Annotated in this window: 9 protein-coding genes; 4 read left to right on the forward strand and 5 right to left on the reverse strand. The window is 59.1% G+C overall.

Annotated features, from left to right (window positions below):
- Positions 1-12 precede the first annotated feature (12 nt).
- Together FKM52_RS05630 and FKM52_RS05635 are read left to right on the forward strand one after the other, a co-directional pair.
- Positions 13-939: a metal-dependent hydrolase gene (locus FKM52_RS05630; protein WP_160250096.1), complete on the forward strand. Its 927-nt coding sequence runs from the start codon at positions 13-15 to the stop codon at positions 937-939.
- Positions 940-1,069: 130 nt separating this feature from the next.
- Entirely contained in the window at positions 1,070-2,662 is a 1,593-nt protein-coding gene (locus FKM52_RS05635) for a class I SAM-dependent methyltransferase family protein (protein ID WP_141175233.1), read from the forward strand.
- 106 nt (positions 2,663-2,768) lie between these two features.
- On the opposite strand, the gene putA is transcribed toward FKM52_RS05635, so the two are convergent.
- Positions 2,769-6,719, reverse strand: a complete 3,951-nt coding sequence (putA, locus tag FKM52_RS05640) for a trifunctional transcriptional regulator/proline dehydrogenase/L-glutamate gamma-semialdehyde dehydrogenase (RefSeq protein WP_141175234.1) — start codon at positions 6,717-6,719, stop codon at positions 2,769-2,771.
- 434 nt (positions 6,720-7,153) lie between these two features.
- Between putA and putP the strand changes: the two genes are divergently transcribed.
- Complete coding sequence (gene putP / locus FKM52_RS05645; RefSeq protein ID WP_141175235.1) at positions 7,154-8,638, forward strand: sodium/proline symporter PutP; 1,485 nt, start codon at positions 7,154-7,156, stop codon at positions 8,636-8,638.
- A 137-nt stretch (positions 8,639-8,775) separates the two neighbouring features.
- Here the strand turns inward: putP and FKM52_RS05650 are convergent, their stop codons facing one another.
- Positions 8,776-9,555: an AraC family transcriptional regulator gene (locus tag FKM52_RS05650; RefSeq protein WP_141175236.1), complete on the reverse strand. Its 780-nt coding sequence runs from the start codon at positions 9,553-9,555 to the stop codon at positions 8,776-8,778.
- Positions 9,556-9,694: 139 nt separating this feature from the next.
- Here FKM52_RS05650 and FKM52_RS05655 point away from each other — a divergent pair, with 139 nt between their 5' ends.
- Positions 9,695-10,483 (forward strand): sulfite exporter TauE/SafE family protein, encoded by a 789-nt coding sequence (locus FKM52_RS05655; RefSeq protein ID WP_141175237.1) that lies wholly within the window; start codon positions 9,695-9,697, stop codon positions 10,481-10,483.
- A gap of 38 nt (positions 10,484-10,521) precedes the next feature.
- On the opposite strand, the gene FKM52_RS05660 is transcribed toward FKM52_RS05655, so the two are convergent.
- Genes FKM52_RS05660 through FKM52_RS05670 form a run of 3 tightly spaced genes read right to left on the reverse strand, consistent with a single transcriptional unit; the run spans position 10,522 to position 12,762 of the window.
- Positions 10,522-11,190 (reverse strand): methionine ABC transporter permease, encoded by a 669-nt coding sequence (locus FKM52_RS05660; protein WP_141175238.1) that lies wholly within the window; start codon positions 11,188-11,190, stop codon positions 10,522-10,524.
- On the reverse strand, positions 11,178-11,966 hold the full coding sequence (locus FKM52_RS05665; RefSeq protein ID WP_141175239.1) for a methionine ABC transporter ATP-binding protein: 789 nt from the start codon (positions 11,964-11,966) through the stop codon (positions 11,178-11,180). The genes FKM52_RS05660 and FKM52_RS05665 overlap by 13 nt, the downstream gene beginning before the upstream one ends.
- Positions 11,959-12,762, reverse strand: coding sequence for a MetQ/NlpA family ABC transporter substrate-binding protein (locus tag FKM52_RS05670; protein WP_141175572.1), 804 nt, complete (start codon positions 12,760-12,762; stop codon positions 11,959-11,961). The genes FKM52_RS05665 and FKM52_RS05670 overlap by 8 nt, the downstream gene beginning before the upstream one ends.
- Positions 12,763-12,786 lie beyond the last annotated feature (24 nt).

The raw sequence follows: 12,786 nt of genomic DNA on the forward strand, positions 1-12,786 counted from the left end.
CAGGATGAAATAATGAAACTCAGAATAGTACCGAAAGAAGTCTTTGAGGTAATGGATCTCAACGGACAGTTTAACTATCACTGGTCTCCTGATGCTGTTTTTTCGCTGGTTGGCCTGGGCACCTCCTATTTGCTGGAATTTTTTGAGTTTTATGGCGATGCGATAAGCAAGTATTACGATCGCTTCGTTAAAAATAGCGCTTTTGAGGATGACCGCTTCCATACTTTTATCTCCCAGGAGCGGAGACACGCGGCGGCACATAAGATGCTTAATTTGTTTATGACCAAAAAATATCTTCCTCCCGCCAGGGAGAAATACCATCCCCGCGTTTATGACTTTATGTATCCCACTTATAAAGAGTTTGTGGAGCCGATTATTGCGGGCATTGAAGGGGATGCCGCGAAAGGCATGACGCTCGACAGCCCGCATTTTCGTGAGGCGTTAAAAAGCATCGCCATCTTTGAAACGGAAGTCTGTATGGCGGCGTTTTCATTCTTCGAAAACCTGTTTGATAAGGGCAAAATCACTCACATTATCAATCAATCGCAGAACCTCGGCGTGCTTTATCTGTTTGGCTATCACTACGCTGAAGAGATGGAACACTGTCATGTTTCCATTGAAACCTATGAGACGATTTATGGTGAAAAACTGTGGACGCAGAAAGAGGTGGATGATTATCTCAATAACGCCGACATACTGACGCGGCGGATTATTAACGCCACGCTGTTTGTCGCCAGAGAGTTAGGTGCAGACGTTTCCGTGCGGCAAATAGCGTTCCGGCTGCCCGCGAAAAACCGTATGGTTGCCGTCGGCTTTAATGCCAACGATCCGCAAATAAACAGCAAAATTCATTATTTCGTTGAGAAATGGGATAGCGAATGGGAGCCGTTGCTCCGCGCTAAAATCCTTGAGGAAATTAAACGGCGCCGGGCAGCGTAACGCGACGCCCGCTAAAAACTTTCTGCTGTATAACCCGATGCGCCACCGGCGCAGCGAGAACTGAGGGCGGCCTGCTATTATTCGCCGACAGCGTCTGGTAAATGGCTGCCCGCTAAGGATATGTCGAATCATGGACGGTAACATGGAACTTTATCATCTCAGGCTGGATAGCGGTGAGACCATCGCAATAAACCACTACGCGCCAGCGAACTCATTCAACGAGGAAACAATAGTTTTTGTTCATGAAGGCAATAACAAAGACTTTGTTGATGAAATTACGTTGAATTTAATTAATCAGGGCATGCAGGTTTACAGCCTAAACCTGTCGCAGCACCAACCTTCATCGCAGGACATTGAAAACAGCACCGCAACGATTATTAACGCCTGTTATGAAGAGCTGGTCGCCCGGTCGCCCGATAACCTTAACACTATGACCTTTATTTCCTGTGACACGATGGCGCTGCGGCTTGCTGCCTGGGTACACGACTACGCGCCGCAAATTAAAAGCCTAATCCTGTACTGCCCGACGCCAGTCCTGCCAGAGGCGGAAAAGCTTTACCACACCAGCCCTGGCAAAGAGATTGATGACTACACGCTAAAAAAATTTCACACGGATTCCGTCGCTATCTATACGCCGACCCTGCTGGTGGCATCCAGGCAACCGAACGCCGCCGATAGCGCGTTTTATGAGCGACTGGGGAGTTTAAAAAAGAAGCAGGTGATTATCAATAAAAACGCCTCCGGGGCTAGCCGCCTGTTTACTCAGGAGATTATTAATTTTCTTGGCAGCGCCAGAGCCGAGGATCGGGACTATTCATTTTTATTACAGGCGGATAGCACGGGTTATACCTGGCAGGAAAATTACAGGCTGATGCAGCCGGAAAGTCACCTGCTGCGGCGTTGCTACTGGCAGCTCAATAAAGCGGCGTTGCTTATTGCCGGCCAGTTCTCCGTCGGGATTAAAATCGGTCTGCGTCAGGGGTTCGATTCCGGGGCGATGCTTGATTATATTTACCAGAATCAGCCGAGCGGCGGTAGCTGGCTGGCGCAGCGCATCGATCGCGCCTACCTGAACAGCGTGCCCTGGCAGGGGGCCAGGGCCAGGAAAAAATGGGTGCATGAGCATATTACTACGGCGATAGGGCTTCTGACCGACGCGGGCAAAAAAGTTAATTTGCTGGACGTGGCCGCCGGACACGGACGCTATATTTTTGAACTGAGCGACAGCTTAATGGCGCGTATCGATCACGTTTTAATGCGTGATTACGACAGCCGTAACGTCGAGTTTGTGAATCAGCTGATCGCAGAAAAATCGTTAGGCCACAAAATAACCTATGAAAAAGGCGATGCCTTTGCGCCTGACGCGTTAGCCACGCTGCCGCGCGATCGAACGCTGGCGGTCGCCTCAGGATTTTATGAGCTGTTTGATGATAACGCGATGGTGCTTAATTCAATGAAAGGGGTTTATGATGCGCTGGAGCCGGGCGGGATACTGGTGTATACAGGCATACCCTGGCATCCCAGACATGAATATATGGCGCGCGTCATGACCCGCAACCGGGATGGGAAACTGTGGGTGCTGAGACGCCGCACCCAGCAGGAGCTGGATCGCCTGATTCGTCAGGCCGGTTTTATCAAAATAAAACAGCGCATGGATCCCTGGGGCATCTATTCCATTTCTATGGCGCGTAAAGGGGAAGGGGAAGCAGCCGCGTCGGAATAAGGGCGGTTTATCGCCTTGTTCGCTATAGCTCTGGAAAGTAAAAAGCCACCTTCAACGCTGAAGGTGGCCCGATCATCAATAACGTGATGGCTTTCTGCCGGGGACGTCAGCCGATAGTCATCAGGCTGGCGTTGCCGCCCGCCGCCGCGGTGTTCACGCTCAGCGCACGCTCCAGCAGCAGACGCTCCAGCAGCAGATTGGTTTCGCCGCGGGCGAAGCCCTGCACTGAAACAATCGCGCCATCGCGTGCCGCCACCTGCTGACACAGCAGCCGCAACCGATCGGCATCGCCGTGATAGATTACCGCGTCGAATGTCTGTTCCGGCGCCAGCGGATCGCGCGCGAAGTCGATACGCGCCCGCACCGCTTCCGGCAGCGACTGCGCCAGCTTGCGGTGCAGCTCGTCATCCTGCCACAGCGCGCGACTGCCGACGCTGGTCACCGCCGCCAGCTGAATCAGCGCATCCTCTTCATTATCGGCCAGACAGAGCACGCGCTCGCGCGGCAGCAGCGTATAGCTGTTGCGCTCGCCGGTAGGGCCAGGCAGCAGGCGCACCGTGCCGCCCTGCGCCAGCTGCTCATAGCGCTGGCACAGATCCGCCAGCTGCGGTTTCGCTTTGGCCCAGACGCTTAACGCCCGATGCGCCTCAAGCAGCGCCGGGCGCAGCGTGACGTCCAGCGCCTGCGCGGCGTCGTGGCGATCCAGCGTCGCCTGCAGCGCGTTTTCCGGACGCCAGCTGAGCAGACGATAAAGGTAGAGCGGGCCGCCCGCTTTCGGGCCGGTGCCCGACAGCCCTTCGCCGCCGAACGGCTGCACGCCGACTACCGCGCCGACCATATTGCGGTTGACGTAGAGGTTGCCGACTTTGGCGCGCTGCGTTACCTGATTAATGGTTTCATCGATGCGGGTATGTACGCCGAGCGTCAGGCCGTAACCGGCGGCGTTAATCTGCTCTACCAGCTGCGGCAGCTCGCTGCGCGTAAAGCGCACCACGTGCAGTACCGGGCCGAAAATCTCTTTATCCAGCTCGTCGATGCTGTTCAGCTCAATCAGCGTCGGCATGATAAAGGTGCCCTGAGACCACTCCTTGCGATCCTGGGTGTTCTCCTGCGCGGCCTGGAACACCGTCAGCCCTTTGGCGCGCATCGCCTGAATATGGCGTTCGATATTCTCTTTCGCTTCGGCGTCGATTACCGGGCCGATATCGGTTGAGAGACGCTCCGGGTTGCCCATGCGGCACTCCATCATCGCGCCGCGCAGCATTTTCAGCGTATGGTCAGCCACGTCCTCCTGAATGCAGAGCAGACGCAGCGCCGAACAGCGCTGTCCGGCGCTGTCCCAGGCGGAGGAGACGATATCCAGCACCACCTGTTCGGTCAGCGCCGAAGAATCGACGATCATCGCGTTCAGGCCGCCGGTTTCCGCGATCAGCGGCGTCGGGCGCCCCTGCGGATCGAGACGGCCGGCAATATTGCGCTGCAGCAGCGTGGCTACCGCGGTGGAGCCGGTAAACATCACGCCGCGCACCCGCTCGTCGCCGGTTAGCTGAGCGCCCACGGTTTCGCCCTGGCCCGGCAGCAGCTGGATCACGCCGGCCGGTACGCCTGCTTCGCGCAGAATACGCATCCCCTGCGCGGCGATCAGCGGCGTTTGCTCGGCGGGTTTCGCCAGCACGCTGTTGCCCGCCGCCAGCGCCGCGGCGATCTGGCCGGTAAAAATCGCCAGCGGGAAGTTCCACGGGCTGATACAGACTACCGGCCCCAGCGGACGATGGGTTTCATTGTCAAAATCGCGTGCTACCAGCGCGGCGTAGTAATAGAGAAAGTCGACCGCCTCGCGCACTTCGGCGATGGCGTTATTAAAGGTTTTGCCCGCCTCGCGCACCAGAATGCCGATCAGCGTTTGCATTTCGCCTTCCATCAGCTGCGCGGCGCGCTCCAGAATCGCGGCGCGCTCCTGCGGCGGCGTGGCGAACCAGATCGGTCCGGCGTTCACCGCGGCGGTCAGCGCCTGCGCCACTTCCTGCTCGTTCGCCTCGCGTACTTCGCCGACGATATCGGTCGGATCGGCCGGGTTGATCACCGGACGCGTTTCGCCGTTACCCGGCTCGCCGTCGATCATCGGTTCGGCGCGCCACGGCTGGGCGGCGCTGCTCAGCAGAGCGCTGGAGAGCGAGGCAAGGCGATGTTCATTCGCCAGATCCAGTCCGGCGGAGTTAGGGCGCGCATCGCCGTAGAGATCGCGCGGCAGCGGAATCTTCGGGTGGGGCAGGCCGATTGCGCCTTCGCTGGCGGCGAGACGCTCTACCTGCTGCACCGGATCGGCGACCAGCTCATCCAGCGGCAGCGTGTTATCGGCAATGCGGTTGACGAAGGAGGTATTGGCGCCGTTTTCCAGCAGGCGGCGCACCAGATAGGCGAGCAGCGTTTCGTGAGTGCCGACCGGCGCGTAGATGCGGCAGGGGCGGTTCAGCTTGCCGTCGGCGCTTTTGCCTACCACCTGTTCATACAGCGGCTCGCCCATGCCGTGCAGGCACTGAAACTCATACTGGCCCGGATAGTAGTTATTGCCGGCCATATGATAAATCGCCGCCAGACTGTGGGCGTTGTGGGTGGCGAACTGCGGATAGATTAGATTCGGCACCGCCAGCAGCTTGCGCGCGCAGGCGAGATAAGAGATATCGGTGTAAACCTTGCGGGTATAGACCGGATAGCCCTCCAGCCCCTCCATCTGGGCGCGCTTGATTTCGCTGTCCCAGTAGGCGCCTTTTACCAGACGAATCATCAGGCGGCGGCGGCTGCGCTGCGCCAGATCGATCAACGCATCGATCACTAACGGGCAGCGTTTCTGATAGGCCTGAATCACGAAGCCGATGCCATTCCAGCCTTCCAGCTCCGGCTCAAAGCAGAGCTTTTCCAGCAGATCGAGCGACAGCTCCAGACGGTCCGCCTCCTCGGCATCGATATTAATGCCGATATCGTAAGAGCGCGCCAGCAGCGTCAGCGATTTCAATACCGGATAGAGCTCATCCATTACGCGCTGGTACTGGGCGCGGCTGTAGCGCGGATGCAGCGCGGAAAGTTTGATGGAGATGCCGGGGCCTTCATAGATGCCGCGCCCGTTGGAGGCTTTGCCGATAGCGTGGATCGCCTGCTGGTAGGAAAGCAGGTAGGCTTTAGCGTCGCTGGCGGTCAGCGCCGCTTCGCCCAGCATATCGTAGGAGTAGCGGAAGCCTTTCTCTTCCAGCTTGCGCGCGTTGGCCAGCGCTTCGGCAATGGTTTCGCCGGTAACAAACTGTTCGCCCATCAGGCGCATCGCCATATCCACGCCTTTGCGGATCAGCGGTTCGCCGCTCTTGCCGATAATGCGGTTCAGCGAGCGTGACAGGTTGGCTTCGTTGTGGGTAGAGACCAGGCGTCCGGTAAACAGCAGACTCCAGGTAGCGGCGTTAACGAACAGCGACGGGCTGCGCCCCAGGTGCGACTGCCAGTTGCCGTTGCTGATTTTATCGCGGATCAACGCGTCGCGCGTCGGCTTATCGGGAATGCGCAGCAGCGCCTCGGCCAGGCACATCAGCGCCACGCCCTCCTGCGAGGAGAGAGAAAACTCCTGCAACAGGCTTTGCACCATGCCGGCGCGTCCGCCTGCGCCTTTCTGGTGCCGCAGCCGGTCGGCCAGCTTCCAGGCGAGCTGGTGAGTTTTCTCCGCCAGCGGCGCGGGCAGGCGCGCCTGCTCCAGCAGCATCGGCACCGCTTCGGTTTCCGGACGGCGCCAGGCGGAAGTAATCGCCGCACGCGCGACCGTTTGCGGTAGAATGTGCTCCGCAAAGTCAAGGAAAGGCTGATGCGGCTCATCCGTCAGCGGTTCATCACCTTCGTTGGCGGCGTTTTGCAGAGGAAACTCCGCTGGCTCGGCGCCCTGTTCAAGCTGCTGTAAGTAGTTGAAAATGGCCTGCTTAATGAGCCAGTGCGGCGTGCGATCGATCTGCCTGGCGGCCAGTTTAATCCTGTCGCGGGTGGACTCGTCCAGTTTGACACCCATAGTGGTTGTTCCCATGCCTTAAACGCTCCTTAACGCCAAATAAACCTTTGTAGCGCGCAATATCACCTATGTTGCAACTTTGTGCAACCGTGTTAAATGTGAGCTTGTTAACACTCTGTACAAACGCCGATTTGTTAAATCCGGCAAAGCGGCATGGAACTTGCTGCAAAAAGCTCGCCAGTTATGCATTCGCCTGAAATTCAGGACCCTTTCGCGGTTGCGCTGCGGGTGTAACCGGTTGAAATGTGACCTGGTGCAACCTTCTGCACTTAAGGTGAAAATGAATGGTGAATTCAATGTATCTGGCGTGTTAAATGCTTTGTGCATAGCGCACCTTTCCGACAGGATAGCGCGCCACAGAGACAACGATGAGATAACACCGCTGCGTTCCGGCGGGTAGAAGGGGCAACTACCCCTCTGCTTAATACCGATAATAAATGGAGAACCTGATGGCAGTAAGTACACCTATGTTGGTGACATTCATCATCTATATTCTGGGCATGGTGTTGATCGGCTTTATCGCGTGGCGATCAACCAAAAACTTCGATGATTATATTCTTGGCGGGCGCAGCCTCGGCAGCGTAGTAACCGCGCTTTCCGCCGGCGCCTCGGATATGAGCGGCTGGTTGCTGATGGGGCTGCCGGGCGCGATTTTCCTCTCCGGCATTTCCGAAAGCTGGATCGCTATCGGGCTGACGCTGGGCGCCTGGCTGAACTGGAAAATCGTTGCCGGACGTCTGCGCGTGCAGACCGAGCATCACAATAACGCGCTGACGCTGCCCGATTTTTTCACCAGCCGCTTTGAGGATCGTAGCCGGCTGCTGCGCGTGATCTCCGCTATTGTGATTCTGGTGTTCTTTACCATCTATTGCGCCTCAGGGATTGTCGCCGGCGCTCGCCTGTTTGAAAGCACCTTCGGCATGAGCTATGAAACCGCGCTCTGGGCGGGGGCGCTGGCCACCATTCTCTATACTTTCGTCGGCGGCTTCCTGGCCGTTAGCTGGACCGATACCGTACAGGCCAGCCTGATGATCTTCGCGCTGCTGCTGACGCCGGTTATGGTGATTATCGCCGTCGGCGGCCTGGATGATTCGCTGCGCGTGATCGAAGCGAAAAGCCTGGAAAACCTCGATATGCTGAAGGGCCTTAACTTTGTCGCGGTGATCTCGCTATTGGGTTGGGGGCTGGGTTATTTTGGTCAGCCGCATATTCTGGCGCGCTTTATGGCGGCGGATTCGCACCGTTCTATCCGCAGCGCGCGTCGCATCGGCATGGCATGGATGATCCTCTGTCTCGGCGGCGCGGTCGCGGTCGGCTTTTTCGGCATCGCCTGGTTCCAGAATCATCCTGAACATGCGGCGGGCGTGACGGAAAACGGCGAGCGCATCTTTATCGAGCTGGCGCGTATTCTGTTTAACCCGTGGATTGCCGGGATTTTGCTGTCGGCGATTCTGGCGGCGGTAATGTCCACGCTGAGCTGCCAGCTGCTGGTCTGCTCCAGCGCGCTGACGGAAGATCTCTATAAAGGTTTTCTGCGTAAAAACGCCAGCCAGAAAGAGTTGGTATGGGTGGGCCGCGCGATGGTGCTGGTGGTGGCGTTGATCGCTATTCTGCTGGCCTCTAACCCGGAAAACCGCGTGCTGGGCCTGGTCAGCTACGCCTGGGCCGGTTTCGGCGCCGCCTTTGGCCCGGTAGTGCTGTTTGCCGTCTGCTGGAAGCGCACCACGCGCAACGGCGCGCTGGCGGGCATGATTATCGGCGCGCTGACGGTAGTGGTCTGGAAACATTACGGCTGGCTTAATCTGTATGAAATTATTCCCGGCTTCCTGTTCGCCAGCATCGCTATCGTTGCGTTCAGCCTGCTGGGCCGCGGGCCGTCCGCCGAGGCGCAGGCGCGCTTTGAGGCGGCGGACGCGGAGTTTAACACCCACTAATCTCACTTCAGGCCGGTAGCGATACCGGCCTCAGCCTGTGGCGCCGTGGCCGCTATGCCCGCGCGCCGGCAGGCCGCACCCAACCCGCTGTGGCGCTGGCCGCCCGGCTTTCGCGGCGTCTTATCCGCCAGGGATTCTCAGTCGCGCAGCGCGGCAGGGCGATAGCTGGAGGGCGACTGTCCGGTCACGCGGCGAAACATGGTCGAAAACGAAGAGCCGCTGTCATAACCCAGCGACAGTGCTACCTCATTCACCGATTTTCCTGCCACCAGTTGGCTAAGCGCGCTCACTACGCAGGCGCGCTGACGCCAGGTGGAAAACGACATTCCCGTTTGCTGAAGAAAGCGACGGCGAAAAGTGCTGGCGCTCATAAACAGGGCATCGGCCCATGCGGCGGCGCTGTCGTGAATCGAGGGCGCCGCTAAAAAGCGCTGACAGCGGGCCAGCAGCGCGGCATGCTGCGGCAGCGGAAGTTCAAAATCCCTGGCCGGCATAGCGGCCAGCTCCTGCAGCAGCAGCGCCACCAACAGCCGATCGCGCCTGCTGTTATAACGCGGCGTCAGCGCTACCGCCTCGATTAGCAGCTGTCGCAGCAGCGGCGATACGGTGATAATTTTACAGCGATCGCCCATCTGCAGCCTTCCGGCGCTGGCCGGTTCGATATAGAGGCTGCGCGTGGTTACGCCAATAAAGGTTACGCTGTGCGCCGTCTGCGGCGGTATCCAGACCGCGTGCTGCGGCGGCACCGTCCAGCTGCCCGATCGGGTATAAACATGCATCAACCCGGTAGCGCCATACAGCAGCTGCGCCCGCCGGTGACGATGCTCTGGCAAGCGATAGCCGCCGGGATAATCGTTGCCTGTCGCCACCACTTCACGATCGATTCCGTCATAGTCATCAATGTGAACATTTCGCATCGCTATTTGTCCGCGCCGTTTTGACCGATTCGCAAGGGTAAATGAGCGCTGCTGAAATGGGAAGCGCGCCGCCGGGGCGCTAAGCTTTTCGCCTCTGTGGTTACGGGGTGATTTGCGCCCCTGTTGTAAGGAAAGTAACGTGAACGAGATAGTGCTGATTACGGCTGTCGGCTTCGCAACCGGCATTACCACCGTACTGTTTGGTTTCGGCGGCGGCTTTGTGGTGGTGCCGTTTGTTTATCAGATTATCAGCCGGCAGCCTGCGCTTGTCCCGGATGCGATGCATATCGCCGTCGCCACCTCAACGGCGGTAATGATATGCAACGCAGGCTGGGCCAGCTTTCAGAACTGGCGCGCGGGGCGCCTGCCCATGAACACGCTGTTTCCGCTGGTTTGGTTTATCGCCGTCGGCGCCGTTGCCGGTACGCTGCTGGCGAGGTGGCTGGCGGGTGGCGTCGTCAGATGTTTGTTTGTCGCCTATCTGCTGCTTACCCTGGCGGACTGCCTGATGCGTCAGGGATTTCTTCGCCGTCCCGCCGCCCGCAGACTGTCGGGTTTAACCATCGGCGCTGGCGGTACGGCGATCGGCATAATTGCGGCGCTGCTGGGCGTGGGCGGCAGCGTGATGACGGTGCCGCTGCTCAGAAGACACGGCTATGCGATGCGCGACTGCGTCAGCGCGGCGAATCCGCTTTCGCTGCCGGTAGCGATATGCGGCGCGGCAACCTGGTGCGTCAGCGGCCTGCATTTGGTCTCACACAGCGGCTATCTTGGTTTTATTAACCTGCAGATTGCGGCGCTGCTCAGCGCGACGGGCTGCCTCGGTATCCTGTTTGCCCGCTACGCCATCCCGCCAGTAGCCGATCGGCTGCATGCGCGCATTTATCTGCTGCTGCTGCTGACGGTGCTGCTGGCGATGGCGCTGTAGTGAAGCTGGCTGCTGTGGCTCGAATCATTTACCGGCGATTAGCGGCGCCAGGCCAGCGCCCGGACCAGGCGGTCACCCGCTTTTTGCACCAGCAGCACCAGCGCCAGCAGCACCACGATAGTCGCCGCCATAATCTGGTTATCGAAACGCTGATAGCCGTAGCGGATCGCCAGATCGCCAAGGCCGCCGCCGCCCACCACGCCCGCCATTGCCGAGAAGCCGATCAGCATCACAGTGGTCAGCGTGATCCCTGCTATCAGCGAGGGCAGCGCTTCCGGCAGCAGTACGCGGCTGACGATATGCCACAGGTTGCCGCCCATGGAAACTACCGCCTCCACGCGCCCGCCATCCACCTCATCCAGCGCGTTCTCAACGATACGGGCAAAAAAGGGAAAGGCGCCGAGGGTAATCGGCACTACCGCCGCGGTGCTGCCGAGAGTGGTGCCGATCAGCAGGCGGGTAAAAGGAATCAGCGCGATCAACAACACTACAAAAGGCAGAGCGCGTCCGGTATTGACCAGCGTGTTTAACAGCAGGGCGAGCGGGCGATGCGGCAGCAGCCCCTCCCGGCGCGTCAGAAACAGCAGCACGCCGACCGGCAGTCCCAGCGCTACGGTAAACAGCGCGGCAAGCGCCACCATATAGAGCGTTTCGCCGGTGGCGTTCAGCAACAGCGCCTGAAAGCGCTCCCAGTTCATGCTACGCATCGTGACGGCTCCTGCGGTTGATAGCGGGCGATAAAGGCGCGATCCGCTTCGCCATCCTTCAGCAGCATCTGCCGCAGCCTGCCATCCTGACGATGCATAATCTGCGTCAGGCTGCCGCTTTCCACCAGTTGCCCATGCTCAAGCAGCGCGGCGCCGTCGCAGATGCGCTTGACTACCGCCATCTCATGAGTGATCAGCACGATGGTAATCTTCAGCTGTTGCTGGATATCGGCCAGCAGATCGAGAATTGAGGCGGTGGTTTCGGGATCGAGCGCGCTGGTGGCCTCGTCACACAGCAGATAGCGCGGTTCAACCGCCAGCGCGCGTGCGATGCCGACGCGCTGCTTCTGTCCGCCGGAAAGCTGCGACGGCCAGGCGTTGCCGTACTGCTCCAGCCCCACGCGCTGCAGCAGCGCGCTAACCCGCCGGCGCCGTTCGGCGGCGGCCACCCCGGCAATCTCCAGCGGCAGATCGATATTGTCGTATACGTTGCGCGCATGCAGCAGATTAAAGTGCTGAAAAATCATCCCCATCTGCTGACGCTGGCGCCGCAGCTGCGCCAGGTTAAGCCGGGCGATATCGCGTCCGTCAATCTCGATGCGGCCCGACGAGGGCGGCTCCAGCAGGTTAAGGCAGCGCAGCAGGGTGCTTTTGCCCGCGCCGCTGCGTCCGAGGATGCCGAAAATGGCGCCTTCCCCGATGGAAAGAGAAACGTTGTCCAGCGCCGGTAACGCGGCGCCGGGATAGTGTTTGCTGATATTGTCGAGTTTAATCATGCTGTTCATCCGCAACCGGTATCACCGAGCCGTTATAGTGCTGGCGCATAAAGGCCGCCACCTGCGGCGAGGTAAGGTCTTTCGCCAGCCGGACGATGCGCGCGTCTTTCGCCAGCTGCGGCGTGGTGACCAGCAGATTGCCGTAAGGGTTATGGGCGGCGGATTCCAGCCCCAGCGCATCTTTCGCCGGCGTCAGGCCCGCCTCCAGCGCGTAGTTGCCGTTAATTATCGCGGCGTCCACGTCATCCAGCGCGCGCGGCAGCTGCGGCGATTCGATCTCAATAATCTTGATCCCTTTCGGGTTATCGACGATGTCCTGCGGCGTCACCAGCGTTGCGCCGCTATTATTCTGCGCCTGCAGGCGAATCAGCCCCTTATCCTCCAGCAGCCGCAGCGCGCGGCTCAGGTTGGTGCTGTTATTCGGCAGCGCGATGCTGGCGCCCTGCGGCAGATCCGCCAGGCTTTTTACCCGGTGCGAATAGATGCCGAGCGGTTCAATATGGACATCGGCCACCACGCTGAAGGTTTTGCCCAGCGCCTTCTCCTGATCTTTCAGGTAGGGCAGATGCTGGAAATAGTTGGCATCCACATCGCCCGACGCCAGCAGTTCATTGGCGTTAACGCCGCCGCTCAGTTCGATGATGTCGAGATCCAGCTGCGGATCGATCTGCTTCACATACTCCAGAATTTCCGCGTGCGGCACCGGATCGGCGGCGATACGCAGCGGGGCGGCTTTCAGGCTCTGGGCAACCAGTAATGACAGCCCGGCAAGGGCGAAAAGGGTCTGCTTAATCATCATTTTTCTCTTATGGTTATTAAA

Origin of the sequence: Mixta tenebrionis, from assembly GCF_006517625.1 — a bacterium.
Classification (GTDB): domain Bacteria; phylum Pseudomonadota; class Gammaproteobacteria; order Enterobacterales; family Enterobacteriaceae; genus Mixta; species Mixta tenebrionis.

Excerpts from the sequence above, each read along its gene's own strand:
- FKM52_RS05630 (WP_160250096.1), top strand. The coding sequence starts at position 13 with ATGAAACTCAGAATAGTACCGAAAGAAGTCTTTGAGGTAATGGATCTC.
- FKM52_RS05635 (WP_141175233.1), top strand. The coding sequence starts at position 1,070 with ATGGACGGTAACATGGAACTTTATCATCTCAGGCTGGATAGCGGTGAG.
- putA (WP_141175234.1), bottom strand. The coding sequence starts at position 6,719 with ATGGGAACAACCACTATGGGTGTCAAACTGGACGAGTCCACCCGCGAC.
- putP (WP_141175235.1), top strand. The coding sequence starts at position 7,154 with ATGGCAGTAAGTACACCTATGTTGGTGACATTCATCATCTATATTCTG.
- FKM52_RS05650 (WP_141175236.1), bottom strand. The coding sequence starts at position 9,555 with ATGCGAAATGTTCACATTGATGACTATGACGGAATCGATCGTGAAGTG.
- FKM52_RS05660 (WP_141175238.1), bottom strand. The coding sequence starts at position 11,190 with ATGCGTAGCATGAACTGGGAGCGCTTTCAGGCGCTGTTGCTGAACGCC.
- FKM52_RS05665 (WP_141175239.1), bottom strand. The coding sequence starts at position 11,966 with ATGATTAAACTCGACAATATCAGCAAACACTATCCCGGCGCCGCGTTA.
- FKM52_RS05670 (WP_141175572.1), bottom strand. The coding sequence starts at position 12,762 with ATGATTAAGCAGACCCTTTTCGCCCTTGCCGGGCTGTCATTACTGGTT.